32 protein-coding genes and 4 pseudogenes are annotated in these 26,792 nt (G+C 42.6%); 30 read left to right on the top strand and 6 right to left on the bottom strand.

Features of this window, described 5'->3' with window-relative positions:
- Positions 1-177 precede the first annotated feature (177 nt).
- A complete protein-coding gene (locus E4K67_RS07455; RefSeq protein WP_135545761.1) occupies positions 178-1,494 on the top strand; it encodes an MFS transporter in 1,317 nt (438 codons plus the stop codon).
- Between the two features lie 143 nt (positions 1,495-1,637).
- Here E4K67_RS07455 and E4K67_RS07450 read toward each other — a convergent pair.
- A pseudogene (locus tag E4K67_RS07450) lies at positions 1,638-1,811 on the bottom strand (IS4 family transposase); the annotation flags it as partial.
- Positions 1,812-1,952: 141 nt separating this feature from the next.
- Here E4K67_RS07450 and E4K67_RS30560 point away from each other — a divergent pair.
- Positions 1,953-2,138 (top strand): annotated as a pseudogene (locus E4K67_RS30560) (IS66 family transposase); the annotation flags it as partial.
- A gap of 100 nt (positions 2,139-2,238) precedes the next feature.
- On the opposite strand, the gene E4K67_RS07440 reads toward E4K67_RS30560, so the two are convergent.
- From E4K67_RS07440 to istA, 3 genes are read right to left on the bottom strand one after another with little or no spacing between them, the layout of a single operon-like run.
- Complete coding sequence (locus E4K67_RS07440) at positions 2,239-2,685, bottom strand: site-specific integrase (protein ID WP_135545759.1); 447 nt, start codon at positions 2,683-2,685, stop codon at positions 2,239-2,241.
- A complete protein-coding gene (locus E4K67_RS31470; protein ID WP_420841528.1) occupies positions 2,585-3,235 on the bottom strand; it encodes a Mu transposase domain-containing protein in 651 nt (216 codons plus the stop codon). Before E4K67_RS31470 ends, E4K67_RS07440 begins: the two co-directional genes overlap by 101 nt.
- A 15-nt stretch (positions 3,236-3,250) precedes the next feature.
- Positions 3,251-4,204: an IS21 family transposase gene (istA, locus tag E4K67_RS07435; RefSeq protein ID WP_158408422.1), complete on the bottom strand. Its 954-nt coding sequence runs from the start codon at positions 4,202-4,204 to the stop codon at positions 3,251-3,253.
- Between the two features lie 93 nt (positions 4,205-4,297).
- Between istA and E4K67_RS07430 the strand changes: the two genes are divergently transcribed.
- A complete protein-coding gene (locus tag E4K67_RS07430; protein WP_135545757.1) occupies positions 4,298-5,083 on the top strand; it encodes a transposase in 786 nt (261 codons plus the stop codon).
- 178 nt (positions 5,084-5,261) lie between these two features.
- Here E4K67_RS07430 and E4K67_RS29665 read toward each other — a convergent pair whose 3' ends face one another.
- Complete coding sequence (locus E4K67_RS29665) at positions 5,262-5,429, bottom strand: hypothetical protein (RefSeq protein ID WP_158408421.1); 168 nt, start codon at positions 5,427-5,429, stop codon at positions 5,262-5,264.
- 123 nt (positions 5,430-5,552) lie between these two features.
- Here E4K67_RS29665 and E4K67_RS07425 point away from each other — a divergent pair, with 123 nt between their 5' ends.
- From E4K67_RS07425 to E4K67_RS07305, 25 genes and pseudogenes are all read left to right on the top strand, one after another.
- Positions 5,553-5,801, top strand: a complete 249-nt coding sequence (locus E4K67_RS07425; protein ID WP_199242485.1) for a site-specific integrase — start codon at positions 5,553-5,555, stop codon at positions 5,799-5,801.
- A 1,192-nt stretch (positions 5,802-6,993) separates the two neighbouring features.
- Positions 6,994-8,025 carry a TRAP transporter substrate-binding protein gene (locus E4K67_RS07420; protein ID WP_158408420.1) on the top strand — a complete coding sequence of 344 codons (1,032 nt, stop codon included), beginning with the start codon at positions 6,994-6,996 and terminating at the stop codon, positions 8,023-8,025.
- Between the two features lie 109 nt (positions 8,026-8,134).
- Complete coding sequence (locus E4K67_RS07415) at positions 8,135-8,620, top strand: TRAP transporter small permease (protein ID WP_135545755.1); 486 nt, start codon at positions 8,135-8,137, stop codon at positions 8,618-8,620.
- Positions 8,617-9,888, top strand: coding sequence for a TRAP transporter large permease (locus tag E4K67_RS07410; RefSeq protein ID WP_135545754.1), 1,272 nt, complete (start codon positions 8,617-8,619; stop codon positions 9,886-9,888). Before E4K67_RS07415 ends, E4K67_RS07410 begins: the two co-directional genes overlap by 4 nt.
- A gap of 269 nt (positions 9,889-10,157) precedes the next feature.
- A pseudogene (locus tag E4K67_RS30555) lies at positions 10,158-10,940 on the top strand (SDR family NAD(P)-dependent oxidoreductase).
- 74 nt (positions 10,941-11,014) lie between these two features.
- The gene (locus E4K67_RS31055; protein WP_135545753.1) at positions 11,015-12,157 is read left to right on the top strand and encodes a methyl-accepting chemotaxis protein; all 1,143 of its coding nucleotides are present in this window, start codon (positions 11,015-11,017) and stop codon (positions 12,155-12,157) included.
- A gap of 240 nt (positions 12,158-12,397) precedes the next feature.
- Positions 12,398-12,970 carry a class I SAM-dependent methyltransferase gene (locus E4K67_RS07390; RefSeq protein ID WP_135545752.1) on the top strand — a complete coding sequence of 191 codons (573 nt, stop codon included), beginning with the start codon at positions 12,398-12,400 and terminating at the stop codon, positions 12,968-12,970.
- A gap of 178 nt (positions 12,971-13,148) precedes the next feature.
- Complete coding sequence (locus E4K67_RS07385) at positions 13,149-13,436, top strand: putative quinol monooxygenase (RefSeq protein ID WP_135545751.1); 288 nt, start codon at positions 13,149-13,151, stop codon at positions 13,434-13,436.
- A 222-nt stretch (positions 13,437-13,658) separates the two neighbouring features.
- Positions 13,659-13,781, top strand: a complete 123-nt coding sequence (locus E4K67_RS31465) for a nitroreductase family protein (RefSeq protein WP_135545931.1) — start codon at positions 13,659-13,661, stop codon at positions 13,779-13,781.
- A gap of 282 nt (positions 13,782-14,063) precedes the next feature.
- Positions 14,064-14,744 (top strand): annotated as a pseudogene (locus tag E4K67_RS07375) (DUF3102 domain-containing protein); the annotation flags it as partial.
- Between the two features lie 266 nt (positions 14,745-15,010).
- Positions 15,011-15,265, top strand: coding sequence for a nucleotidyltransferase domain-containing protein (locus E4K67_RS31460; RefSeq protein WP_135545930.1), 255 nt, complete (start codon positions 15,011-15,013; stop codon positions 15,263-15,265).
- Entirely contained in the window at positions 15,262-15,426 is a 165-nt protein-coding gene (locus tag E4K67_RS29660; protein ID WP_158408418.1) for a hypothetical protein, read from the top strand. Before E4K67_RS31460 ends, E4K67_RS29660 begins: the two co-directional genes overlap by 4 nt.
- A gap of 169 nt (positions 15,427-15,595) precedes the next feature.
- Positions 15,596-15,829 carry a hypothetical protein gene (locus E4K67_RS07365; RefSeq protein ID WP_243454360.1) on the top strand — a complete coding sequence of 78 codons (234 nt, stop codon included), beginning with the start codon at positions 15,596-15,598 and terminating at the stop codon, positions 15,827-15,829.
- Positions 15,830-15,841: 12 nt separating this feature from the next.
- Complete coding sequence (locus E4K67_RS31300) at positions 15,842-16,000, top strand: hypothetical protein (protein WP_338031844.1); 159 nt, start codon at positions 15,842-15,844, stop codon at positions 15,998-16,000.
- A 53-nt stretch (positions 16,001-16,053) separates the two neighbouring features.
- The gene (locus tag E4K67_RS07360) at positions 16,054-16,464 is read left to right on the top strand and encodes a hypothetical protein (RefSeq protein ID WP_135545750.1); all 411 of its coding nucleotides are present in this window, start codon (positions 16,054-16,056) and stop codon (positions 16,462-16,464) included.
- A 198-nt stretch (positions 16,465-16,662) separates the two neighbouring features.
- The gene (locus tag E4K67_RS07350; RefSeq protein ID WP_243454383.1) at positions 16,663-16,929 is read left to right on the top strand and encodes a hypothetical protein; all 267 of its coding nucleotides are present in this window, start codon (positions 16,663-16,665) and stop codon (positions 16,927-16,929) included.
- Positions 16,930-16,957: 28 nt separating this feature from the next.
- Positions 16,958-17,347 carry a nuclear transport factor 2 family protein gene (locus E4K67_RS07345; RefSeq protein WP_135545928.1) on the top strand — a complete coding sequence of 130 codons (390 nt, stop codon included), beginning with the start codon at positions 16,958-16,960 and terminating at the stop codon, positions 17,345-17,347.
- Positions 17,348-17,353: 6 nt separating this feature from the next.
- Positions 17,354-18,046, top strand: coding sequence for a DNA alkylation repair protein (locus E4K67_RS07340; protein WP_135545748.1), 693 nt, complete (start codon positions 17,354-17,356; stop codon positions 18,044-18,046).
- A gap of 96 nt (positions 18,047-18,142) precedes the next feature.
- Positions 18,143-19,648 carry a hypothetical protein gene (locus tag E4K67_RS07335; protein ID WP_135545927.1) on the top strand — a complete coding sequence of 502 codons (1,506 nt, stop codon included), beginning with the start codon at positions 18,143-18,145 and terminating at the stop codon, positions 19,646-19,648.
- A 242-nt stretch (positions 19,649-19,890) separates the two neighbouring features.
- Positions 19,891-20,088 carry a hypothetical protein gene (locus E4K67_RS30540; RefSeq protein ID WP_243454359.1) on the top strand — a complete coding sequence of 66 codons (198 nt, stop codon included), beginning with the start codon at positions 19,891-19,893 and terminating at the stop codon, positions 20,086-20,088.
- Positions 20,042-20,149, top strand: coding sequence for a hypothetical protein (locus E4K67_RS30535; RefSeq protein WP_338031850.1), 108 nt, complete (start codon positions 20,042-20,044; stop codon positions 20,147-20,149). The genes E4K67_RS30540 and E4K67_RS30535 overlap by 47 nt, the downstream gene beginning before the upstream one ends.
- Before the next feature lie 143 nt (positions 20,150-20,292).
- The gene (locus E4K67_RS07320) at positions 20,293-20,823 is read left to right on the top strand and encodes a MarR family winged helix-turn-helix transcriptional regulator (protein WP_135545747.1); all 531 of its coding nucleotides are present in this window, start codon (positions 20,293-20,295) and stop codon (positions 20,821-20,823) included.
- Positions 20,824-20,826: 3 nt separating this feature from the next.
- Positions 20,827-21,465, top strand: coding sequence for a nitroreductase family protein (locus E4K67_RS07315; RefSeq protein ID WP_135545746.1), 639 nt, complete (start codon positions 20,827-20,829; stop codon positions 21,463-21,465).
- Between the two features lie 497 nt (positions 21,466-21,962).
- Entirely contained in the window at positions 21,963-22,214 is a 252-nt protein-coding gene (locus tag E4K67_RS07310; protein WP_135545745.1) for an adenylate cyclase, read from the top strand.
- Between the two features lie 21 nt (positions 22,215-22,235).
- Complete coding sequence (locus tag E4K67_RS07305) at positions 22,236-22,784, top strand: hydrolase (RefSeq protein ID WP_135545744.1); 549 nt, start codon at positions 22,236-22,238, stop codon at positions 22,782-22,784.
- Between the two features lie 223 nt (positions 22,785-23,007).
- Here the strand turns inward: E4K67_RS07305 and E4K67_RS07300 are convergent, their stop codons facing one another.
- Entirely contained in the window at positions 23,008-24,180 is a 1,173-nt protein-coding gene (locus tag E4K67_RS07300) for a TraB/GumN family protein (protein WP_135545743.1), read from the bottom strand.
- Between the two features lie 377 nt (positions 24,181-24,557).
- Here E4K67_RS07300 and E4K67_RS07295 point away from each other — a divergent pair, with 377 nt between their 5' ends.
- Both E4K67_RS07295 and hisC read left to right on the top strand, forming a co-directional pair.
- A complete protein-coding gene (locus E4K67_RS07295) occupies positions 24,558-25,664 on the top strand; it encodes an iron-containing alcohol dehydrogenase family protein (protein WP_135545742.1) in 1,107 nt (368 codons plus the stop codon).
- The gene (gene hisC, locus E4K67_RS07290; RefSeq protein WP_135545741.1) at positions 25,661-26,773 is read left to right on the top strand and encodes a histidinol-phosphate transaminase; all 1,113 of its coding nucleotides are present in this window, start codon (positions 25,661-25,663) and stop codon (positions 26,771-26,773) included. The genes E4K67_RS07295 and hisC overlap by 4 nt, the downstream gene beginning before the upstream one ends.
- Positions 26,774-26,792: the final 19 nt, after the last annotated feature.

Here is a 26,792-nt window from a genome sequence, read left to right as displayed (position 1 = left end):
TGCAAATTTGTAGGTGTTAGCTCTGTAGTTGCTCGAATCACGGGCGGCTAACAAGTGCGAAGTTTACAAAGAGGTAATATAGAGATTAAGAGATAGGCGGTAAATGCATTCAGGGTTCTAATTATTTAATCAGGTAAAGTAACTGAATTGTTGAAAGACAAATGGGAGGATTTTTTCATGAGTGCAAATCTTAAAACTCAAGCACCACAAAAAAAGGTCGTTGGTGTCGATCTTGTTCAAAAGCCAACACGACAAAGAGTGCTCCTCGGATTCGTTCTGCTGGTTACACTTCTAGTTGCTTATGTTGATAGGGTAAACGTATCAGTATTGTTAGCGGATCCTATATTTTTGGAAGAAATGGGCATTACTGGAAAAACCGTTAAAATGGGGCTAATAATGACTGTATTTCTATTAACCTATGGTCTGAGCAATTTTATGTTCGGCCCTGTATGCGACGCCATTGGGCCTCGTAAAGCGATGATGATTGCCATTATGCTATGGGCAATTTCAATGCTTATAGGGGGATTAGTTGGGACTTTCACTTTAATGCTGGCTGCACGATTAATCCTTGGACTTGGGGAAGGCCTGCACTATCCGAATCAGGGAATATTTGTTAAGAATTGGTTTCCCCCAAAGGAACGAGGTAAAGCCAATGCTGCTTGGCAATCGGGAGTATTGATCGGACCCATCTTCGCTATGCCTCTTTTCGCTTGGATTATTACGATCTGGGGCTGGCGTGAGACCTTTTATATACTAGCTGTCCTTGGCCTCATCCCACTTTTATTGCTTTGGCGGTTAGTCACGGATACTCCTCGCGAAAATAAGAGGATAAATAAAGCTGAACTTGATTATATCGAAAATGCCCTCAAAATTGAGTCCGAAGGGCAAGTATATGTGAAAGCTGAGAGCTTAGGTCAACGACTCAAATCTTTCGTTAAGAATTATCGATACTGGGTGGTTGTCTGTCATTATACGTGTTTTTGCTGCATTTGGTGGGGCATGATGACTTGGTTGCCTTCATATCTTAAGCTGGCGCGAGGTTTTAGTTGGAGTGATATGGGAATGTTATCTGCGCTTCCTTATATTCTCTCCCTAATCACTCTCTGGGGTTGCGGTCAATTATCTGACAAGATTGGGCGTCGCGCACCATTTATGGCTGTAGGATTTTTGATAGCGGGAGTTAGTATTTATTTTGGCGCTTATGTCAACGATAATATGACATCTGCAATACTCATTTCAGTAGGTATAGCTGGAATCGCAATTACACTTTCTGGAGCACATTCTATTTTGCAATCTATTGTCTCTGGAAATACAATAGGAACTGCAACAGGCGTGATGAACGGAATATCTAACTTTATTTCTGCTCTTTCACCACTAGTGATGGGTTATATCATTGCACTTACCGGAGGCTATGCGGGTGGATTGATGTTCCTAGTCGTAGCGGCAGTTATCGGAAGTATCTGTATGATAATTCTTACCGTACAAAAGTACTAAAGAGTAAACCCTAAGTACCGGAGATTAAAAAAGTACAGTCAAGTTAACAGTTCAATATATCGGTAAAGGCGTGTGCTTTTACCGATATTTATTAGGCTGTAGCAAGTTCCTTTATAAAGGTCACGAATACAAATGTTTCTAACTCAACTTTCGCACCGCAGTTGTGCGAATAAAGCCTTGATATAACTGGGCAATTCACTGATCCAGTTGTGTAGTTGACTAATCGATTCTTTGTTCTTGGGTTTATTCGGTAGTAGATCGAGTACAAATGCCATCAATTGGCGCAAGGCTGTTTTTAAGTCTAAATCCATTACTTTTAACCTTAGCCGAACTCATCAACGTGAAATCTATGGGTGCGAAGCTGTAGCCATCAGACCAACCCAACGTGAGTAAGCTATAGCCACGGATAAAACGACCAGAACCACTCATAACTCTACATAATATATCGCTCGACATAAGATGAGACTGTGATCCAGGTGCTTAAAAAGGAGGGAAAGAAACCGTCCTCGGAGTCGCGGATGCAGGTTTACTGTTCAGGTAATACTGGAATTGCACTGGTGGTGTTATTTGAATATCAACCCACGCGGTTGGGAGAGCATGCGAGACGGTTTCTGGGAGGTTTTCACGGTTGGCTGCAAACCGATTATGCCGATAAATTAATTATTCCGATGTTTACGGCTAGTATTAGAATGGTTAAAAATTCTACCATTCTAATACTAGCCATATTAAAATCCCTGCATTTTATTAGAATAATCCATAAAGCTTTTTAATAGTTTCCTCGTCATCCTGATAATTAAATATCTCGTTTGTAAATACTATGTTCTTCGAATTATTACTTTGTTTACGGCCCGCACGTTTCATTTCTGTATCTGCATAAGCAAAGATTAAAGTTGTTTCCAGTGTGGCAAGATACTCATCCACAGCATGAACGCCCACATGTCCCAGTGCCGCAGCGATTGTCATTACAGGATGGCCAGTTGCCAGAAGATTTGAAGCAAATGTTTTTCTGGTCACCTGGAAACCATGGATCGCTTCACACTCACACTGAGCTGTTACCGCCGCGTTCAGTAATCTTCCAAAGGTAGCATTTTCAAATGCAATAGGGAGCTCTGTGATGAACAAAGACATGGTAGGAATTGATTTGGGGTCTACCAACACATAGGTAACGGTACAGGCTGTTGCCCACATCAACGGGTACTAGTAATTTAAATGCACACCTGTTTTCTGCTGAATAAGAAAAATTGAACTCTCTTTCCATGAGAGTGATTATGGTCGTGTAGGAGCAGGAGTTCATGGCGATGGCTTTAGCACAAGCAACTTCCAGTCGTTCATTACCATACCTCTTAGAGCTTTGTAATATCCCCATGCAAGAGCGGTAAGCCTGTTCTTCGGCGATTTGAGCAGAAAGGAGAAGGTCAATAGCGACATAAGTTTGTACACCAATGTTTTTAGCCCACATACGGTATTTGGCACCATCAAACTGATTAGACTCATGTTGATGGCGATGATTGGACGGCATGTGGCTAAGATTGGTGATATATCTTGAGCCTATCTGACGTCTTTGATGGAGTGCCACACGCTCTCTATTGTCATTTAGAATCTCGATCGTTGTTGCAGTGGCTCTAATGGTCACCAACTGTTTGTACAAACCATGAGGCACCGAATAATGGAATCCATCATATTCGACATGGTAATTTGCTGGCGTTCTGCGCACAACGTAATCTGCGTACTCAAACTGAATGTAGGGTAATGGTCGTCAAGCAGGCTTATCTAATGTCTCAAAAACACTTTTTCGGCTACCTTTGCGTTTTTGAAAAGGTCGTTTAACCAGTTCTTTAACACGGTCTTGTATTTCAATATTTAGGGCCTCAAACCCAAAGAAACGTTTGCCGCGTAGCCACTCTAAAAGCCAGGTTTCCAACCAACCTACGCTGCTTTCGACCGGTGCTTTGTCTTGTGGCTCCCGAACTCGTGCCGGCAATATTGCCACTTCGTAGTGTTTAGCAAATTCCCAGTAAGATCGATTGATGACCGGATCATAGTAACTGGGTTTGGTAGTGGCAGTTTTGCAATTATCCGGTACAATGACTCGCGGTATACCACCCAGATATCTGAGTTCATTAACATGGGCTAGAAGCCATTTGTCTAATTTCTCATCCGGAAAGGCCTCAACGTAAGGGTAGGAACTGTCTCCAAGGGTTGCCACGAAGAAATGGGCGGTATGGGTGTCCCCACTGGAACTGTCAAAAACACAATTCAAGGTATCGCCTATCCAATCGACAAATAATTCTCTGCCTGGTTCACGATTTTGAACCATAATAACATTTTTACCAGACTCATTCTTCCAGCCAAGGTAGCGGTGACAAAAGCGACTATAGCTTAAGCCACTGGTGTTTCCTTCTTTGTATTCTTCCCAGAGATATTGCAAATTGAGACGCTTATTCGCTCGCAATCGTTCATGAATACTGGGCCAATCAGGATCCTCTTTAGTTGAATGCCCATAACTATCTGGATAGAGTAAGATTTTGAGTTCATCATTGGTCATTTCTTCTGCCACATCGTAGTGGAGTTTACAATTTCGACAGCGCTTCTGGATTTCCCCCACCGTGGATTTACCACATTTGACACTTTGAGCAATTTCTCTTTGAGAATAGCCCTGTTCTGTCAGTCTTAAGATTTCTAGGACTTTCACTGGCTCTTCACACCTCATTCTCTTCCTCCCGTACACGTATTGACTACATTGTACAGGATTCATTTTTGAGGTACCGGCTTATTGGCCGGATACTGCAAGAACAGTGGCCGAATGTCACAGGATTGCTGGCCGGATGCCGCAAGAATACTCAATAAATCACCTGGTAATATCAAAAAAGGATACAAGGACCATATTATTGTAGATGAAGACAGTGAGATTATCCTCTCTTCTATTCAGACTCCTTTTAATGTTGGAGATGAAAAAGTGTTGTGTGGGCTAGTGGATAAGGTAAATGTGAATTTAGGGTTAAAGCCTGAAGAAATATCTGCTGATAAGGTTTATGGAACCATCGATAATAGAGTGTTCTTAAAGGACAACGATATGACAGCAAACATTCCATTTTACAATGAGTCTAATAGAAAACTAGCTGTTTTTGGAATAAAAGACTTTAATATATCTGAAGATTTAAAGACTGTAACTTGTCCAAACAGAATTACTACAAATAAATATTCAGTATTAAAAAACAAATCCAATGACAAAGAGGATTACCATTTTAGATTTGATAAAAAAGTTTGCTTGAAGTGTCCGCATGTTGAACAATGCCTTAGAAAAAATAAAAATGGTAAATATCTTGTAAGAAAAGTAGAAATATCCAGTAGATACGATGTTGTACTAGACGGTTTAAAAAGGAACCAGACAGTGGCATTTCGAGAAGCTTCAAATAAAAGATACAAGGTAGAGCGACGTTTTGCGACCATGGTAAGAAATCATGGTTTAAGAAGATGTAGATTCCTAAAACTTGCTGGCGCAAAAATTCATATTACCTTAGCAAATATGGCATGCAATAATGTCAGGATGGTAAACTTGCTCACACCATCTAGCTTCGCTATGTCATAAATTTGAAGAGAGCTCCAATAACATGAGCTCAATTAGATGATTCAGTACTAATATAGTACTGAAATTATTGAATACTAATCTAAAATCGAATAAATTCTTGAAAAACTCGTTCTGTTTAATGAATATTTATACAGATGATGATGAGGTCGTCATTTTTATGCTACTTTTTCGGAGGTTTCTATTCCAGATAGACATCTCTGTAGCATGACCACTCCTTTGAATCCACAGTTGACAGGATTTTTTCAATCTCTCTTCTGATCCTGTCAACGTATATTTTTGAGTAACCGCTGGTTTTCATGTGGGAAATAAGCTTAGGATAATTATCCCCGAGGTTTTGTACATTCATTTGTATACCCTCCGGTTTATTTGATAAGAGGAGCATATGGCAAAAGAATAAAATCCAAACCTTTTTTCATCAAAGCCCTTAAATATTAGGCATCTTAAAAGAAGGTTTGGATTTTATTCAGGTTTGGATAACGAATCCAAACGTTTGGATTTACTTCGGCACACCTATGTGGTGACTAAAATGAAAGACTGGTTGAACGAAGGCAAGGGGTTCGAAGCCATGATGCCGTATTTGAGCCGGTATCTTAGACATACTTCAATCGATGGAACACATTATTATTATCATCAGGTTGTATCCGCATTTGAGATCGTCAGAAAGCACGACCGTGTGACTGACAGGGTTATCCCTGAGGTGGTCCCCTATGAAGAATAGCAACAGCAATCTGTTTTACTGCAGAAATACTATTCATTGACATAGTATGACTCCAACACCACCCCGGTACAATGCAAAAGTTGTACCGGGGCTTATCAATGCGCCTGTTCATTAAGCGCTTACTCTTGTTCAACCTCCGAGTCCTCATTACCAATTTATCATATTTTTTTAAATCACGCTGTAGTGATAAAGTCTTTTTGAATTTCTTTAGTGATTAAATCGTGAACACTACTACCACAGTAAATCATGAAGGATGAAAGTATAGCAAGGCCTTTTCCACAAATATTCTGTGGTAGATTTGTTATTAGTTAGGTGTGATCCCGCTGGCTATAATTATACGTGCATAATTGCAATGCAAAACTGCAATAACATGCAAATGTGAATAAAACCTCATTGTAGCCATTGGTTTATGAAAGGCTAATTTCCCAGGGATTATGTCATTAATCTACTATAGATAGACTTGGCATACAAAATGCAATGAGTGTTTTAAGAGTACTAATGGTACCATTTAAGACGAAAACAATGCAATGGTATTTATGCCATGCAACATAAGGGGGTGCAAAAGTTAGTTGCATTGTTCACAATGAGTGTCGAGAATTCATGCGGATTAGTTGAGTTGAAGGTATTTCCAGAATATTGAATGAAAGGAGATTTATAAGATTTAATCTAATGCAAAGAGAAAGAATTCACTATCACAAGAATCTTGTCGATGATCGTAGTTCAGAGGATAGACTTTGAAGACTATCTGAATTGGGAAGTCGAATATCACCATGCAGTCATACTGACCATCATATCAAAAGCGTTTTGGATTTTATGGAAAAACGAAAAGCTTAAGATGAACTGAACAACAAGTCTATTCCGATGGATATTTCATTCTTTGATGGTGATGCCCGTTAGAAGCAGAGGGGTCTAGTTTCATGTTTAGGAGGTGATGAAAAGGAATTAGAGCGTCGGCTCAACCTGAAAAAAGTCGTTGAATTTAGAAATGAATGGGAGGAGTACAAATCATTCGTGTTGCACAAAACTTATTCAAAAGTACAAATAAGCAGTTCTGTATTGGATTAATCGTGGTAGGCAAATGAATCCCCTTATCAAAAGATAAAGCAAAAAAGAATGGAACAAGCAAAGCCTTGTGCCGTTCGCCTCGGCGAATGCCGAGAGCAAAGATAGAATGTTAAGGAGGAATAGAACTATGAAAAAGTGTAGATTCATTTCCCTTCTTCTCGCCGTAGCCCTCATGCTCTCAGTGACTGCATGCGGCAATCCCTCCGGAACAACACCCGCCAGCACTGATAAATCGGACGAAAAAACCTACGTGATCAAAGTTGCCAATCAGTGGGCCGACACCAGCGTCCATACCAAGTTCATTACCGAAAAGTTTATTCCCAGGGTGGAAGAACTAACAAACAAGCGCGTAAAAGTAGAGTTCTATGGAAACAATTCCCTCGGTAACGAATTCAACCAGGTCGAGCAGACCCAGATGGGGAAGTTGAACATGTGCGTTATCAGCGAACAATCCGCGTCTCTCAACCCGGCAATGTTAAACGCCATGATGCTGCCGTACCTCTTCGAAGATGAAGCGCACTGGGATAAAGTAGTGAATGGCGAAATCGGCAAGAAATTCGGCGCCAGTCTGCCTGCAAAAGGACTTCGTGTTCTCGGATTTACGGAAAATGGTTTGCGTGTCATCACGAATAGCAAACGCCCTATCAATTCTGTCGCTGATCTGAAGGGACTGAAAATTCGCGTCTCCAGTTCCGAAATGTCGATTGCGCTGTTTGAAGCACTGGAAACCAATACTGTGGCCACGACGATCGGCGAAGTGTTCTCCGCCCTGCAGACCAACACGTTTGACGGTCAGGAGAATCCCTACAATACCATCCGGTCTTTCAGGTTCAACGAGGTTCAGAAGTATTTAGCAGAAACCAACCACGTGTTGAACACCATGTATTTTGTTGCCAGCGAACAATGGCTGACTTCTCTGCCGGAGGACATCCGCGGGGCGGTTGAGCAGGCGGCGAAAGAGGCCTGCCAGTACCAAGTCAAGATGCTCCGCGAGGCGGCTGCTGCTGACAAGAAGTTCCTGCTTGAAAATGGTATGACAGCCACGACTCCGGATGTTGCGGAGTTCAAAAAAGCAGCCGAGGCAGTCTATGAAAAATATTATCAAAAATATCCGGACGGCAAGGACCTTGTAGAGGAAATCAAGGCGGCCGCGAAGTAAGACACAATCGTTAATCGCATTAGTCTGTGAAGTTGAGAGAAAGTGGCCAACCTTCACAACAGTTACAGGCTGGCTGCTTTCTGCACTATATTAAGAAAGGGGCATATTAATGAAGCTATTAAGTTCGCTGGAAAAATGGTTCAATAAAACGCTGTCGGCACTCATGGCAATTATGTTTCTTGTTATGATCTTGCTGGTCACCGCTCAGGTGTTCAGTAGGTTCTTTCTGGATACCTCTATGGCCTGGAGCGAAGAAATCTCCAGATACCTGCTGGTTTGGACGGTCTTTTTTGGCACGACAATGGTCTACCAAGAACATGGCCACGTATGGGTCGCCAACGTGGTTGACGCAGTGCCGCCAACCGCCCGCAAAATCATTCTGTTCATTTCATATCTTATCCAATTCGTTTTCTTTGCCGCCGTGCTTTGGGGCACCTATATATACTACCCTACGGCGGCGATGCGGACGTCTCCTGTGAATTTGCTCCCTTTACCCCTGGTTTATCTGTGTGTTCCAATCGCAGCATTTTGCATGGAAATGTTTTGCATCAGAGATATTGTCAAACTGTTCACGGGGAGGCATGAGGAACTATGAGTAGCTTATTGATTTTCATCGGATTGCTTTTGGTTTTACTTGTTCTGAGGGTTCCCATTTTTATCTCCCTGGCCATGAGCGCCATGGGCCTGGGGGTTATAAAGTTTGACGATCCTTATTTAGCGTTTGTTGTGCAAAAGATGTTTTCCGGCGCGGACAACCTTACCCTGATGGCGATTCCGCTCTTTATGCTGACCGGGGATTTAATGAATAACGGAGGCATGTCCAAGCGCCTGATCGATTTTTCCAACTGTTGCGTAGGCTGGATTCGCGGCGGGCTTGGTTTCGTTACTGTTATGACCTGCTGCTTCCTAGCTGCGATTTTGGGTTCTTCCTCCGCCTGTGCCGCGATTGTTGCTGCCATTCTCATCCCGGCCATGGTGAAACGGGGGTACGATTTAGAATTTGCCGGCGCGCTGACGGCTGCTTCCGGCGGAATCGGTCCGATCATTCCGCCCAGCGCCACTGCGCTGATTTACGCTGTTGCGGCGTCCCAATCCGTTAAGGAGTTGTTTATCGCCGGTTATGTACCCGGCGTTATGATTGCGGCCGGATTTATGTTGTATACGTATTACGTTGCCCGGAAAAAAGGATATCCGGCGGAGCCGAAACCGACGGTAAAATCTTTCTTTACCGCCCTGAAGTCGGCCATCATCCCGCTTATGCTGCCTATCATTATTATGGGAGGGATTGTCAGCGGCATATTTACGGCCACGGAATCCGCTGTGGTTGCCGTGCTGTATTGCGTATTTGTAAGCGTTTTTCTCTATAAAGAGATCAAAGTGAAAGACCTTCCGAAATCACTGATGAACTCGGCAAAAATGTCCTGCATTGTGCTTGCCGTTATGACGACAGCCAATTTCCTCGGTTATATCATGACCCTGTCCCAGATCCCGCAGGCTACTACTGCTGCGATTACGTCGTTCACGGAAAGCCCGATCGTCTTCCTGCTCATGATCAATGTCATTCTTATCTTTGCCGGCATGTTCCTGGATGCTGCCTGCGCCATCGTTATTCTGGTTCCCGTGCTGCTGCCGGCCGCACTTGCTTTGGGCGTTGATCCCGTATTCTTTGGCGTGATGATGACGGTTAACCTGATGATTGGCGTGCTCACCCCGCCGGTCGGTCTGAATCTTTACGTTGTGTCAAGTATCTCCGACATAAACATCCTGCGGTTGAGCAAGGCGGTACTGCCGTTTATCTTTATCATGATTGTCGTCCTCCTCATTATGGTCTTCTTCCCACAAACTGTAACTTTCCTGTTATAGGGCGTAGGTCCATTCTTCAAAGTCCTTTTATAATCGAGAGGGGACTGCTCATTAATTGAGCAGCCAACGACTTCACTCGCTATTGTTCGTAACGTTTGGTAAGAGCGATTCTTTAGTTACATTGCCATCTTTGCGATGAAATTTATGGACAAAGGCATTATATGGACTTTTTTATTGGACTATTATCATTATAGTTTTCAAACTTATTTGCTCTTCCGAAGTTCAGCTTCTTCCTATGCCGTTTAAGTAACGGTATAGGAAGAAGTAAAATGCGCTTAGACGGCGTTCATATGCTCGTTACCGGAGTCGGAAAGGGTATCGGTAAGGCAATCGGTAAGGCAATCGGTAAGGCAATCGGTAAGGCAATCGCGATAATGGCGGCCTCTTATCGTGCGGATATTTCTATCGCAGGCCGGACATCTGGACTATTATTGGAAACCGCTGAAAAAATCAAGAGACTTGGGCGTAAATGCGAAATCATTATTGCTGATGTTTCTGATTATCAAGCTGTAGTACAAATGGTTGAACAAGCCGAGAAAACGTTAGGGCCGATAAACGTTTTGGTTAATAATGTAGGCTGGGATAATGCGGAGCCATTCTGGAAGAATTCACCGGAACATTGGGACAAAGTCATTGATACGAATTATAAATCTGTAATCTACTGCTCAAGAGCTGTCTGAGACAGCATGATGAAAAACAATTGCGGAAAAATTATCAATATAGCGAGTGATTCCGGCAGAGTCGGTAGCAGCGGGGAAACGGTGTATGCCGGTTCTAAAGGAGCGGTCATTGTTTTTACCAAATCACTCGCCCGGGAAGTTGCCGGATTTAATATCAACGTTAACTGTGTTTCCTCGGGACCTACGGATACGCCTTTATATCAGGACCAACCGGAAAAGATCAGAATGGCTTTAGAAAAAATAATTCCGCTCAAAAGGGTCGCTTTGCCTGAGGATATTGCCGGCGCGGTTGTCTTTTTTGCTTCAAGTCTGTCTGATTATATCATAGGGCAGACCTTGAGTGTAAGCGGCGGTTTGACAATGCAAGGTTAAATAGGTGAAGTTAAAAACATTTGGCATAAACAAGTTAATTTTTCAAGGGAAAAATTTGAAGGGAGGAATGTACCATAATTTCTTTAAGTGGAGTAGATCATATTAAAAGCATGTGCGAAACTCAGGCTGATATGATCCCTGGTGGGGTTATATATTTAATAACTGATAGAGAGACTATTATTTGGAGAAAGGCATCATCTGAAGTTGGTTTAGATATCTATCAAGTGGGCGAAAAGTTGAATGACCAAAGCGCTGCAGATAGGGCTATGAGGGAAGGGAAAACCCTTACGCTCAAATCACGTACTTCAACTGGAATAAGAGTTAAGACTATCGCAGAACCGATCGTCGATCATGAGAGACAAGTTGTGGGGGCTTTCTCTACTGTTTTTCCGTTATATCACCCAGTAGTCAAAGCATTTAAAGATTTTGCACCTATTTTATCAGAAATGTTTTCAGATGGTGCGGTAATGTTTATAACAACCTTAGAAAAATTTTATTATATTCAGCATTCAGAAAGATTTAAGTTACCTCAATTAAAGATTGATGATCATTTTAAGGAAGATACGACACCTGCAATCGTTATCAAAACAAAAAAACCGTTTTCAATGGAATATGATGAATTAGTGTATGGGAAGCCGTGTTTTGCAGTTTGCTACCCTTTATTCAGTGAAGAAGGAGAATTGACAGCTAGTTTTGGCATGGTCATTCCCAAGGTTGTCGCAAAGAATTTGCGGGAAATGGCTCAAACTCTTGATGATGGGCTCTCTCAAATCAGTGCTGCAATTGAGGAATTATCGGCATCAGCAAATAATATTCATGCTAATGAGCAGGAGCTTAACAAAACAATCAGTGAGATCACAACTTTATCGCTCGAAATCGATAAAGTTTCTTCGTTTATCAAAGAGATTGCCGCTGAAACAAACATGCTTGGCTTGAACGCTGCAATCGAAGCAGCAAGAGCAGGTGAGGCGGGAAGAGGCTTTGGCGTTGTAGCTGAAGAGATTAGAAAGCTATCCGAACAATCTAAGAGTACTGTTCCCAGAATTCAAAAGTTGACGAATGAAATTATCGGCAAAGTAAGTGAATCCAATCAGAAAAGCAAAAATTCTCTTTTATCAAGTCAGGAACAAGCTGCTGCTACACAGGAGATAACTGCAAGCATAGAAGAAATTACTTCAATGGCACAAATACTTAATGAAATTGCTCTTAAATTATAGTCATACGATAAAAGCCCTATGCCATATTTCTTTGATGTTGTGGATTATTCACATTTGAACCATGAAGAATTGAAAAGTCATATAGATAGAATGTTCTTTCTTTTGGGCCAAAGCCTCCGCCTAACATTTTGTCGTTGCCTTTGCATTAAAAATCAATATGCGATCTGGATTGGCTTGCACAATGAAGGCGAGCGATTTAAGATATAGGAGAATTCCCGATAGGGTATGGAGGTGGCTTCTGTGTCAGTACATAAATTTGATCCCGAAAAACGTAAAATACTTAATAGCAAACAAAGACAGGAAATTTTGCCCCCGGCTCAGGTTTTAAGTGATATTGGGCTTGGAGCTCATACTGTATGGGCTGATATTGGTTGTGGCACAGGCTTTTTTACGATACCGCTAGCTAAGGAAGTTAAGGAAGTATTCGCGCTCGATATACGTGCTGAGATGCTTAGTGATCTCAGCGAAAGTCTTACTCAACTACAAATCCACAATGTAAAGGTGCTTCAATCCGAAGAAAGTCGTCTTCCCTTACCAGATCGACGGGTGGATAGAATACTAACGTCGCTTGTTCTACATGAAGTAGAACAACCCATTGAATTTTTTCGTGAATTGAATAGGGTTCTTCAAACGGGTGGCAGATTGGTGGTAATCGAGTGGGCCAAAGCTTCTACGGAAATGGGACCACCGCTTGAACACCGATTGTCCATCCAACAGTTGGATGAGTGGGCATTAAGCACGGGTTTCGTAAAAGTGAAAGCCTGGCAATGGTCTGATAATTATATCGGAATTGAGTATTGCAAAAAGCTCTAAGCAGGGGTTAGCTTGCCAGAAAAAGAGCCAGAAGTGTAATAATCTTCCGCTTCAATCGCTTGAAGGATAAATTGCCTGTGCGTTGAATATTTATTAAAGATTTAACCATAATAAAGGCTTTGACCGAAGGAGAACACACAGCGTTCACGAGTTGGAAAAACAAAGGAGTTGTTTGGAATTGTTTACTTTACTGGCAACCTTAAAAGTAAAACCTGGCAAAGAGGTCGAAGTGACCGAAATTTGTACTCAATTGGCCAAGGAAGTTCTTGCTAAGGAAAAGGATTGTTTGATGTATATACCCCATGTGGTAAAGAATGACCCAACTGAAATAGTCTTCTTTGAAAAGTACAAGGATAAGGAGGCCTTCAAAGCCCATGGGAGTTCAGCCTATTTTCAGGAAGCAGCTCAAAAGTTTGAAGACCTACTAGAGGGTAAGATCCAGGTCAAATTTCTTGAAGAAGTTTAATAGGCTGTAGCGAGTGATTGACGCCAGAAATAAAAGTATGAGTAATAGGAGGCTTTCGCGTGTTGATGCGAAAGCCTCCATTACTTTACGGTTGGCCTTCTCCGGTCAGTCTAACATTCATGTCAAAGGCCTTCTGACTATCAATTGGGTAAATATAATCAGTCAAAGAAAAAACTTTGGACAGGGTAAGTTGATCTGATCTATATCGAGGTCGATTAATTAATAAATGATGTATTAAAAACGATAGAAAGCCGAAGAGGTGTTCGGAGTTTCAGTGATAGTCAGATTAAGGACAACGAACTACAGGCGGTTATGGAAGCCGCGCAGTACGCGCCGAAGAGGTGATTTATTCCCGCAATCCAGACTTCCAGCCATCTAAAAATGGGGGAACAGCTTGAAGCAATTATTTCTTTTGTGAAGTAATATTTGTCACGTGTGCCCATCTGTGACCAGATAGCAATGGGCAGCAACATAACGGTTCTTGTTCCTAATTCTTTGGTTACTGCCTCAAGTCCATGATCGCGGTGAAACTGCATAGTTGCAAAAAACTACCTATTTTGGGAGGGGGGAAGTCATAGTTAAGCATGGTGTCAATAGCTTCTTTGGCGTCAGCGACAATGGGTATATGTCTTTAGAGAGTACGGGAGCAAACTGCTTGATGCCTCCGACAGCAACTCAGATTACGCACCAGTGCGCAATCTGACATACTCCCAGGCAGTGATCCTCTTAGGAGTCCCGGAAGAAGGACGAGAACAATTCATCGTCGATATGGATGTCGAAGGCATGACTAATCAGGAACTCAGGAAAGCGGTCAATGAACGGACGCAGGCCCGGCAAGAAAAAGACCAGGCCTTACAGGAAAAAGACCTAGCCCTGCAGGAGAACGCGGATCTCCAGAAAACAGTAGAAGACCGAAGCGGTATCATCACCGGGTTGACTGCGGAGCTCGCCAATCTGAAGACTCAATTGGAGAACGTCAAGACATCCAAAGCGGAACTTGATAAAACGGCCAGGCAGCTGAAGGATTCGCTGGAGTCGCTCCAACAAAGTTCATCCGCCAAGGGCTATGAGAGGATGAAAACGAACTTCATTAATACCTCGCTCAAGGTCAGGGCCAACCATATCGCCTTCCTCTGTGAAAACCTGGATAAAACCATTAAGGAAGTAAAGCATGAGCTGCTCCAAATCGCCCCCAATGACAAGGAGACGTATATCACTTATAAGAATAAAGTTTACGATCTTTTGAATGTGTGGCTTAAGGATGAGACCTGGAGCAGGCAAGCTCGTCCTGGCGAAGATACGCCGTAAGGAAGCGAGAGGTGGCCCATGCCCTTTCTGCCATGCTCCGTCTCGTTTTGAATGTGGATATAACAAAAAAGACCCCGTGAAGGAGGTCTATCAATCATTATATATTCGTTCGATTTCACTCACTAAATAATTGAAGTCTAGTTCGGACATGCGCCCAATGAAATCATCTTCGTTAATTAAATCGCGCAACTGGGTTCGTGTTAGATGAATCAATTTTATGCTTTGGACCCAAGAAGGTTTCAATAACCCAACTTCAATGCTTATAGCTGAATGAAGTTCGGCTATTTGGTTCGAGGGCGCGAGGGGAAGCTAGCACTGATTCAGACCTTGATCTATATCTGGAAACCGGGCCAATATCACGAGAGCAAAGGCGTATAATCAGCGATTTGGTCTGGGAAATTGGTTTCGGGAATGACATAGTAATTTCACCTTTGGTTATTCCACAGAGTGAGGCAAAAAATGGTGCATTTTCCGTTTCTATGCTTTGTAAAGCAATTAAAACTGAGGGGATTTCAATATGACGGAAAACCCGATATTGTTTACTTTGATCCAATACAGGCTGGACTTGTCAAAGGAAGCTCTTGTGGATGCGAAAAAACTCTTGAAAGCTCAAGGTAGTCCTAGGAGTATTGTTAACTGTTCTTACTATGCGATGTTCTACGCGGTATTGGCTGTTTTATAGGCGCCCTTAGGAGCAATATATCGTAAACTTATGAGCACACTTCGGACAAGTCACCTGGAGTGTTCTTTTTTTGTTTCTTTTCTATAGGAACAGTAGTTACTAACACAGAAAAAGTATTTTTCGATTTGATGAAGCAAGTAGGGACACCTCTGTACAATGCCCGTGAACAATGCAAAAACAGTCCTTGGTAACCATCCCGCTCAAGGTCGGCGATCCAATCTTTAACTGGTTGCCTGTGGAGACTTTAATCCGCGAACGCCAACAGGAGTATTACACCATATTGGCTGTTGCCGACAAAGCGGCGGAATCGACAGCTTTCGTTGAATTTATGCTCCGCGTGATCCAAGATGCTTTAAATGATCTTATTCAAACCAAACAAGTTCGCGAACAAGTTACCGATTAAGTCGAGCGCCTGATGTCCGCCTTAGGCAGCGAAACGCTGTCCACAAAAGAGCTTTTGGAGCGGCTTGGACTTAAGCACCGTCCGACGTTCAGCAGCAAGCAGCAGTATCGGGCTGTAAAACGAAATAGTCAAGTTATGTCTATTATTTTAATAAGAAATATGAAAGAATAGGGCATCTGTTTCATGACAGGTTTAAAAGCCAAGCTGTTGAAACAGATGCCTATTTGCTTGAAGCCATAAGATATATACACAATAACCCAGTTAAAGCTGAAATTGCTAGGGTGCCAAATGATTATAAATGGAGGAGTCACCCTCATTACATAAAAGACCTGAACAATACTATTCTGAATATTGATAAAGTCGCAATTCTAAAACTATTTTCGCATGACCTCATTCTAGCACAAAAGTGCTTTGTTGAGTTTTCAAAGGAAGCAAAGGTTATTGAATTTATGGATATTGAGGAATTTGAAACGAAAAAAGAGAGCCTAATAAGAGGCGAAATTGCAGCTAAACAGTATACTGAAGAAATTCTGAATCATAACGGCATAAAGCAGTTTACTGGAAGAAGCTACAGCAAGTTGCTCCCGTTACGATTGTGCTTGCAGATCGGGCTAAGAACATTGTGCAACGGATAGAGTTTTTTGATCAATATTCAAATCCATTAGCGAAAATGGAACTTGCGGAGTCAGAAAAAACACATTATTTGCGTGAGATTAGCTTGGATCTTAAGTATTTTGGCCGTTTCTACTCTAAAGCAAATTATCGCATAAAGGTAGCTGGACAGGCGTTGATGAGGTTGTACGAGATATTAGGATGACCTTAAAGCTTTGAGTATGGCGCGAAGAAAGGAACACTGCATGGCTAGTAATCTAAAAAAGGACGCCGAGTGGGCTGAAGCAAAAAAGAAATGCAGACTGAACGACGAAACCCTGAAAATGGCTAGAGAGATGGGATTAAACCCCAGAAGTCTGATCAAAAATATCCCCAGCCCAAGCCAACAATGGAAGGCACCTGTGAGTATTTGGATTCGAGAGATGTATCAAGAACGCCTGGAAAAGGCACGACGTAAAAAGGAGCGGAAAGAGATTTCGGCGGAGTGATATTCTTGATGGAGGTGAATATTTGAAAATGGTATCATCACTCTATGAACAAATATATGATCTAGAAGATAGACTGTTACAACCTGAGATTCGTGGCTCAAGAGAGGAAATTTCAATGCTTCTAGCTGATGATTTTGTTGAATCTGGAGTTTCCGGGCGCACATTCGATAAATTACAAGTTGTCGAGGAATTACCTCATTCTCCTGCAGTGCCAGTGATTATTAAGGATTTTCAAGTGAAAGTCTTATCGCCAGATGTGGTACTAGCTACCTATCGGGCAGTTAAGACCAATGAATTCAGAGAAGAAATGAGGAATTCATTGCGCAGTTCAATTTGGAAGTTCCTCGATGGAAGGTGGCAAATGGTCTTTCATCAAGGAACCAGAACAATTAACAACATTCGGGTAGATGAGAGCTAAAACGATATGAGCGATATAGAAAAAGAGATCCGGCGCCGGCTATTCGAGCTGCAGGATCTGAAATACAAAGAGTTTTCGTGCAAACTCATGCCGACGGTGAATCCGGAAACCGTGATCGGCGTTCGCACGCCGGAGCTGCGGAAGCTCGCCCGGGAGTTTTTCAAAAGACCGGAGGGTTCGGAGTTCCTTAAAATCCTGCCCCACGGGTATTATGAAGAAAACAACCTGCACGGCTTCCTGATTGAAACGCTCAGGGATTATGATGCCGCCGTTGCCTCTATTGACGAGTTTCTGCCGTACATAGACAACTGGGCAACCTGTGACCTGATTTCACCGAAGATATTTAAAAAGCATCTGCCCGAACTCTACGAAAAAATCAAAGTCTGGCTGATATCCGGCCAGACTTATACGGTGCGCTTCGGGATCGGAATGCTGATGAGCTTCTATCTCGATGACGCTTTCCGGCCTGAGATGCTTGAGCTTGTAGCGGGTATCCGGTCGGAGGAATACTATGTCAACATGATGATCGCCTGGTATTTCGCAACAGCCTTGGCTAAGCAGTACGAAACGGCTGTGCCGTATATTCAGGAACAGCGTTTGGAGAAGTGGATGCACAACAAAGCTATCCAGAAAGCGGTTGAGAGTTATAGGATCGGCGACGAAGCAAAGGCGTATCTGCGGACTCTGAAAGTAAAATAAAGCACTGAAATACAGATATTTAGTAATCTAATCCATATAATCCAACATTGCGATAAATCCCGACTAGTCAGCGAATACATAGAATGCGAGGTCATGATGGCAACCACTTATGAAAGATATCTAAAACTGAATCTTGACGGCTCCCGCGTTGGATTGGAGCGTGGCGAGAGCGAAAGCAACTACTTCTGCACGCCCAAGGGTGCAAAGGTGATCGGCTGGGCCCGTGTGGATGGTATTCACTATTGCTTCGTGCGTGGCTTTGGCGAGATGGTGTTTGCCGTCAGCCCGATGAATACACCGGGAAACTATGTGCATCCGGTGGCAAGAGATTTTAGGGACTTCCTGCGGCTCCTGCTGGCTTGCGGCGATGCTGCGGCACTGGAGCAGGTATACTGTTGGGATCAGGCGCAGTTTGACGCCTTCCTGCAGGACAATCCTCTCACCGATGAACAGCAGGCTGTGCTGGATGCCATTCGGGAGAAGCTGTTGCTCGCGCCTATGGAGCAGCCCTTTGCTTATATCAAAGAGCTGCAGGCCGAGTTTGATTACAGTCGCCTTAAATATACGGAAGATTACTATGAGTGGGTTCCTGTCGAGCCGAAGGTACCTGAATGGAAGGTTTACTTTGACGGCAATTTTTGGGGGCATCATGGACGTGAAAGAGCCGGCAAGGAAATTTCTCTCGATAAGCAGTTTGTCTGGGACGATGAAGTCTGGCATATCCCAGCGATTTACACCTGCAGTAAAGGCTTGGTCGTGGACTTTTGCCTACAGGTTCCAGTTGAGCGCATCCGTTCCTTTATGGACAAGTGGAATCTCTCTATTGAGAACGTTAGAACCGACTTTACCGATGAGCAGCGGATGCAGATCGACGCAGAAAATCCGCTAGCCATCAATATAAATCCGAAAGTTGTGTTGAACGGAACTGTTCTTTCAGGCTCTCATGGCTGCGGCTTGTCATGGAATCCCTGCTTCCCAGAGGGCAACGGCCTTGAGGCCAAGAGAGTGACCCAGCATTATGCCCTTGATCCTGCCTATGGCTGGGCAATTTGGCGCTCTGCTTTTCCTTGGCCGAAGAAACGCAAACCGCAGATCACGACGCTCAGCGTAACACTGATGCAGGAGCCTGTCGCTATGTCGGGACCGCACTTCCATGTACCAGCGCCCGGTGAGCGCATCGAGTTTATACACCCGACCACCGGCGCACAGCATACGCTGACCGTGCAGGAATATGAGCAGCACGAAATGTCCCGTGAGCATTTTGACAGCCAAAATCAGGAGTTCCCGACGCACTATACTGTGATAAGCTATACGCTCTCGCCGGATCTGCCTGATGGTGCATTTACCGTCACTGATTGCATTCGTTCCGACCAACCTCGGCAGAAGCGCACCAATCCCAATGAGCCACAGGCATTCAACAGCATTTGCTTTGGCTTCATTGGTGGCGCAGATGGTCCGACTGCCATCATTTTCGGCGGCAGCGACCAAGGCAAGCTCCATGTAGCCTGCTCCGCACTGCACTTTGAGCCGGTGGACGATGTGGAGTGGCGCATGGAGTTTCATGAAAAAAGACGCGAAGATGTTACGGTGGAGCTGATGTGAACCTGATCTAAGAGATTACGCCTTAGAAGATGCCATTGACTGTGGCAATGTTCTATTATCAGCCTTATCTGCCGGGGGAAGTGACCACAATAAAAGAGCTCGCGGCTCTTGTGGGAATGAGGCTTGGTAAATTATACACAGGAGGATATAACCCGTGCAGTATTGTGAAGCGAACATGTAAAAAGGCTTAGAATCTCGTCTAATAGATATATGATTAAGTTCTTAGACTTAGGAGGGGAAAAATGCAAATATGCTGTACAAAAAAACTAAATGACGAGATGGGGATAGTGCCTGGGAAAGGAACTGAAGAAAACGATTTATTTTGTTGGAGCGTGCAAGGCGGAATTATTAATAAGTGCCGGATATGGCCTCGGCGAAACGGTTGTCAGCGGTCTGATAACGCCGGATACCTATATTCTGACCAAGGAAGGGCGGCTTAAGGAAAAGGTCCTCGGTTCAAAAGACCATAAACTAATCTTACCCAGGACGAGGCTAACCTAAGAAAGAAGATTCTAACAAAATGCCAAGCGATAATTTAACGCTAAACATCGCCATTTGCTTTCCTCAGAAAGCTATAAAGTTGTTATAAATAGATCTTGACAAAACAAGTAAGGAGCCTTACTATATAAATTAGGAGGTTAACTATGGAAGGCTTTAAATTTAGTCTTAGAGATTTACCACAACGTGAAATTCTGAATAAATATTCTAAGCAATTTTCTGGTCTAAATATCAATGCTGTTGAAAGTTGCATAGCGCTACTTAGAACAGCCTCTGAGATATCAGAAGTATATGACAAGCATTTTGCTACTTACGGTATTTCTGAAGGAAAATTTACGATTTTAATGCTTTTATATAGACAGAGCGACTATCAATTGTCACCAGTATCACTGAGCATTAAAGCGGAAGTAACAAAAGCAACTATGACAGGATTAATAAGCGGCCTTGAAAATCAAGGTTTTATCGAAAAAGCCCCCAACCCTAATGACCGGAGAGGATATTTAGTTCGGTTAAGTCCGAAAGGATTAGACCTATTGGAAAGGATTTTGCCTGTTCACTATTCAATGACCGCTAAGCTAATGTCCAGCCTTGATGAAACTCAATTGAAAGAATTAACCTCTTTACTAAATATTTTGACAAAAAATTTTCCTATAACAAATGAACCCAAGGAGGAATAGTAAATGCCTATCAATCAAAATTTGGATGAAGTCTTCAAATCCCGTCGCTCAATTCGTATGTTTACTGCTGAAACACCTGCCAAAGAGGATATCGAAGCAATTATTCAAGCTGGTGTATTAGCACCTTTTGCTGCTTTAGCTAACACAGGAAAGGATGGACGCAAATTTGTTGTAATTTCTCGTAATAATCCGCTCCTTACTCAACTAGCGTACGTTGTTAGAAAGAAGGCTGCTGCCTTTGCAGAACAATTTAAGTCGCAGATGAATACCAATCCATTTCTACAAACTCAAGGTCAAGGATTTTTAAAACGTTTAGAAATGACTGCGCAACAAGGCCCTTTAGGTATCGGTAGCGCACCATATTATATTGTTGTTGCTGAAAAGAAAGGTATTCCGGATGTACAGCACCAGTCCATCTCTTACTGTATGGAAAATATGTGGTTAAAGGCTACATCGCTCGGACTTGGCTTCCATCTGGTATCAATAACGAGTCAAATGGAGCAGGACAGCGAGTTTTGCAGTTTGTTAAATCTCCCTATGGGTGAGTGTAGATTGGATGGTTGTGCAATAGGATATCCTGCTCAAAATCCACCTCAACCAGCAATTGCTTCAGTTGATGAAGTAACTACTTGGTTTATTTGAATATAATTAATTATAAAAGGGTCATTTACATAGAAAATTGTAAGTGGCCTTACGTTTTATTTTGACAAAAGTAATCGATATAAAGGGTTCTACCAGCCCAAAATAAAATTAGCCACAATTTGGCAACGCCAAATCTGTGGCTAATTTTTTGCTGAAAACTTGCGATTTTGTATGCTAATAAAGTGCTGAAAATCTGCGATTTTACGTGTTAAATTTATTTTTCAACTCCAAAATGGAACCCCTTATTACTTTACGGTTGCCTTCCTCGGCCAGCATGTGGAATGGCGAATATTTTAAGATCTTAAGAAGTCAATCCTAATGATCTCTTGTTTTGAGATTAGCAAAGAATTGAAGATCGTTGCTAGTCAGGGATTTAGTCGTCGCAAAAGTTTTTTTTGTGTCGTTAAATATGGCTAAAAAATTATGTCCTGTCATGAAACTGCAGTAGAATAAGGGTATAATAGTTTGATTTAATACTTGAAGTGGAGGTTTCTTGAATGTCTTTTACAATTAGAACTCAGGGTGATGTATTAAAATTTGCACTTCCTCTGTATGATTATCTCAGCCAGAATGGGCATGCCGAAGAGGCTAATGCTCTAGTCAAAGTGGTGGACTCCTGTTACCCCCAGGACACCCAAGCTTTGGATGCGCATCGAAGGGCCTTTAAACAAATCCGGGAAACGGTTCATGACTTGCCATCACGATACCTGCTCGCGCTCGATGATGCTTTAAGAATTTTGTCCGAATAATATTGGAAAGGAGTGTTAACCTTGAACAAATATGATCTAGTAGAGGCCGAAGTAGTGCTATTGGTAATCGATATCCAAGACAGATTAGTTCCTGCGATGAAATACGGAGAACAAGTTATTCAAAACACCAATACACTCATTTCCGTTGCCAAGAAATTAGGTGTTCCTATCATCGTCACAGAACAATACCCCAAAGGTCTAGGGAAGACTGTTTCAGAGGTAAGTAACAATCTCGAAGGAGCGTTAACCTATGAAAAGACTTCCTTTTCAGGGTGTACAAGTGAGGTAACTTCGGCACTAAAGGGGCTAGGACGAAAGAAGATCATTATTACCGGAATGGAAACCCATGTTTGTGTTTTTCAAACGGTAAGGGATTTACTTGCCAATGGTTACCAGGTTTTCGTAGTGGGTGATGCGGTGTGTTCAAGAACCAAGGGGAATTACCTAAATGGGTTATCCCTTATGTCATCTATGGGAGCAGTAGTTACTAACACAGAAACAGTATTTTTCGATTTGATGAAGCAAGCAGGTACACCTCTGTTCAGGGAACTCTCCAAACTGATAAAATAGAGTACAACACAGGGTGGCTATTTCTAATATTGATGAAATGTGGGTTCGATTGCATGAATCAATGCAGACACATCTTAAATATGAACCCTTGACCCAAGGAACGGGTCGCCGGAATAGCCCCAATAAGCTAGAATAGCCCCAATAGCCCCGCTTTAAGGACGCCATTGACGGCTATTAAAGGCTATTAAAGGCTATTAAAGGCTATTAAAGGCTATTAAAGGCTCTATAAATTTTCCAGGAATAAACGGACGACATCGGCTCCACCAATGATAGTTCCTATTGAGCCACCTAAGTTGGATAAAGTAACTATCAGGAGAATCCGAGTCACCTTATTATTCCAGAAACCTTTAAGGCTAAAGACGTCCTCAGAAAGATTTTCAAAGTCGCCTACACTGGGTCGACGGAGATAGGCTTGTACAATGCCCGTGAACAATCCAACGGCAATAAGGGGATGTAAGGTGGTTATTGGGGCTGCAACAAAAGCAGTAATAATGGTAAGCGGATGTCCAAAAGCAAGGGCAGTTCCGAGCGCTGCAAAAGATCCGGTCCATAGCACCCAGCTTATGGTTTGCTGGACTCCCGCTGTAGGATTGGCAATGAAGGTATAGACAATAACCGCAAGAATAAGGAGCGGGATTGACCAACCGATGATACTGAGAGCCTTAGATTTAGCAGGAATTTCAGATAAACGAGCTAAATCATGCTCTTTTTTTATTTCTTCTTTAATACCCGGAATGTGTGCAGCTCCTAAGACCGCAACAACCTTAGGCCCTGGAGCCTGTTTGATTTTTTCGGATAAATACTGATCTCGCTCATCAATTAGAGGAATCTTTAATTTAGGAAAGTTGATCGTGAAGTCATTAAGTATGGAATTTAGCATATCTTGAGATTTCATTTTTTCCAGTTCCTCTTCTGAAATGTCCTCATCATCGAAAATACTAATGAAAATCGCCGTAATAAGCTTGGCTTTTCCCCATAACCCAACCCCATTCCAAATGCGAGAAAAGGTTATTTGGATATTTCGATCAGCTAGTACTAAGGCTGCACCGATCTCATTAGCTGATTCAGCCCCCTGAATCATTTCTTGTCCAGCATTAATACCAAATTGTTTGGCCATACGTTTTTGAAAGGAGGAGATGACAAGGTTGATTAAAAGTAAAGTGGCTTTCTTTTCTTTGATAATCTTAAAAATATCTGTCTCTTTCCACTTATTGCCGTCAATAATCGTTTGATATCTTGGTTCATCTAATTCTATACAAACAGAGTCTGGTTTCTCGGATTCAATGACTTTCTTCACTAGTTCTGCGCTGTGTTTTGATACATGCGCAGTTCCAATAAGGATAAATTCCTTACCATCTAAATTTATTCTAGTAATGTGTTCATTCTCTTCAAACATAAATTACCTTCCTTAATATTAGTCTTAATTTTAATTCGCGTACTCATTTTTCCCTCACAAAGTTTATTGTACCCTAACTTATCATTGATACCAAATCGGTTGTGGCGGAAGGGTTATAGTCAGTTTGCTCTTTAACCAACCAATATCCGCTCTGGTGAATGTTTTCATCAATGGGTCTTTTAAACACAAAAACTACTACAGGTAATAACGGCTGGATATAGCCAGCCTGTCTGTTTGTTTTGGGCAGCTGAGGATTGGATTCTGACTGATTGGAGAAAAAAATGGTTGACATATAACAGGAATATTCGTAGAATAAAAAATGGTTGTATAAAGTTACATGTAAATGTATAAATTTACTCACCAGTTGGGGGCGCGCTATGAAAACAGTTTCAGGACATGGCAACTATATTCGAGGTATTGGGTTGATCGGTCAAATCGGAGAATATGTTGCTGCTTATGGCAAGAGAGCCTGCCTTTTTGGTGGAAAGACAGCACTAAGTCTTGTATCAGATCCAATCATCAAATCCCTTCAACAACACGGTATTGAGGTACTTCCCCCCATTTGGTATGGGGGAGAATGTAGTGAGAGTAATATATACACCTTAAAAGATCGCGTCGTGGAGTTTCATCCCGATGTTCTTTTGGTCGCTGGCGGCGGAAAAGCAATCGATACTGTTAAAGCGTTGGGATTCTTACTGAACCTCCCAGTGATCGCGATTCCCACGATTGCCTCAACTTGTGCGGCAGCGACTTGCATATCCATTCTTTACGACGATCAGGGAGAGTATCTTGAGATCAGTCGTAAATCCAAAAGCCCAGATCTTATCGTTGTCGACACGCAGGTTATTCTCGAAGCGCCCGTTCGCTATTTGACGTCTGGGATCGGTGATACGATAGCAAAATGGTTTGAATCCAAGGCTGCAAATCAAAAAGCAGCACCGAATGCTTTTAACTGCGGCGCCGTTGCCTTAGCTCGATTTGTTTATGAACTCTTATTGAAAGAAGGAAAAAGTGCCGCGGAGTCGATCGATAAGAGGGTCATTTCAAGTGAACTCGAAGACGTTATCGACGCTATTATCGTAGTAAGTGGTAGTATCAGCAACTACGGTGGAGATGATTGCCGGACCGCCGCAGCGCATGCCGTCTATTCAGGACTCACTATTTTTCCAGAAGTTCATGAGGTATACCACGGAGAAATTGTTGCGTTTGGAATATTGACCCAATTGGCGCTCGAAGGTCGTCCAGATGAAGAAATTCTCGAAGTGATTTCTTATTATAAACAAGTTAATTTACCCAGTACCTTAGGCGAGATGGGGATTGATACCTCTCTTATTACGGAAGAGCAATGGAAAACACTTGGCAGTGTTACCGTTGAAATTGAGGATATGGCTAATATGCCCTTTGCAGTGACTCCTCAAATGGTAACCGATGGAATACATCGTGCGGATCAATTGGGGCGCTCGGAGAAGGAGAGAAGCCTATGAACGTAAACAACATCGTCCGCAAAGTTTATCCTAAGTTAACCCCTTATAAGTGCGGGCTAGCGGATTTACCAGTTGAAGAAATTAAAGCGGTACTAGGGAAGGAAACCGTTTACAAGTTATCCTTCAATGAAAGTCCCTTAGGTCCATCACCTAAAGTAATCCAAGCGATGACGGATTCACTCTACAATCTGAACCTTTATCCCAGCTCAGCAGGGGATTCGATTATGAAGAAAATCGCTGAGGTCGAGGGAGTCAGCCCAGAGCAGGTTATTCTTTCCAATGGTGCCGATGAGATGATCATTCTTATCGCCCAAACCTTTTTGGAGCCAGAGGATGAGGTCATCATCCCAAAACTGAGTTTCATTCAATACCTTGCAGCGGCGAATCTAATGGGAGCTACACCGATCTTTTCGGTAATGAAAGACGACCTCTCCTATAACTTAGATGATATCCTCAGTAAAATAACCTCCAAAACCAAGGCCATCTTTTTGTGTAATCCCAACAATCCAACAGGTACAATAATTCCGAAAACCGAGCTTATGAACTTTTTAAGTCAAATACCGGATCCTATTCTGGTCATAATTGACGAGGCCTACCAAGAATATGCGGTTTCACCCAAATTTGAATCCGGTGTTCGTTATTTGAACGAGCATAAATTCCTGTTCGTGGTCCGTACTTTTTCAAAGGCTCATTCTTTGGCTGGCGCACGACTTGGATACGGTATTGGGACGATGGAAGTGATCGAGGCTATCAATCATGTTCGCCCACCGTTTAATGTCAATGCAGTCGTACAGGCGGGAGCCTTAGCCAGCTTAGATGATGTTGAACATCTTCAGAAAGCGAAGGCGCTCAATCATCAGGGTAAAGAAATGATGTATGAAGTCTTCGAATTGCTGGGATTACCCTATTTGAAAAGCAATGCCAATTTTGTTTACTTCGATACCAAACTTGATAGTGACTTGATATTCCAAAAGTTAGCCGAGCACGGCGTGATCGTGAGAACTTTGAAGGGTTACGGGTTGGATACAGCCATTCGGGTATCTGTAGGGAAGCACGAGGAAGTACTGGCCTTTGTTAACTCCTTAAAAGATATAATGACCCAAGTGTAAAAGTTCACTTTCAAATTTA

It is taken from the genome of Desulfosporosinus fructosivorans, from assembly GCF_004766045.1.
GTDB lineage: Bacteria > Bacillota > Desulfitobacteriia > Desulfitobacteriales > Desulfitobacteriaceae > Desulfosporosinus > Desulfosporosinus fructosivorans.
This window is presented reverse-complemented; position numbering and strand designations above follow the sequence as displayed.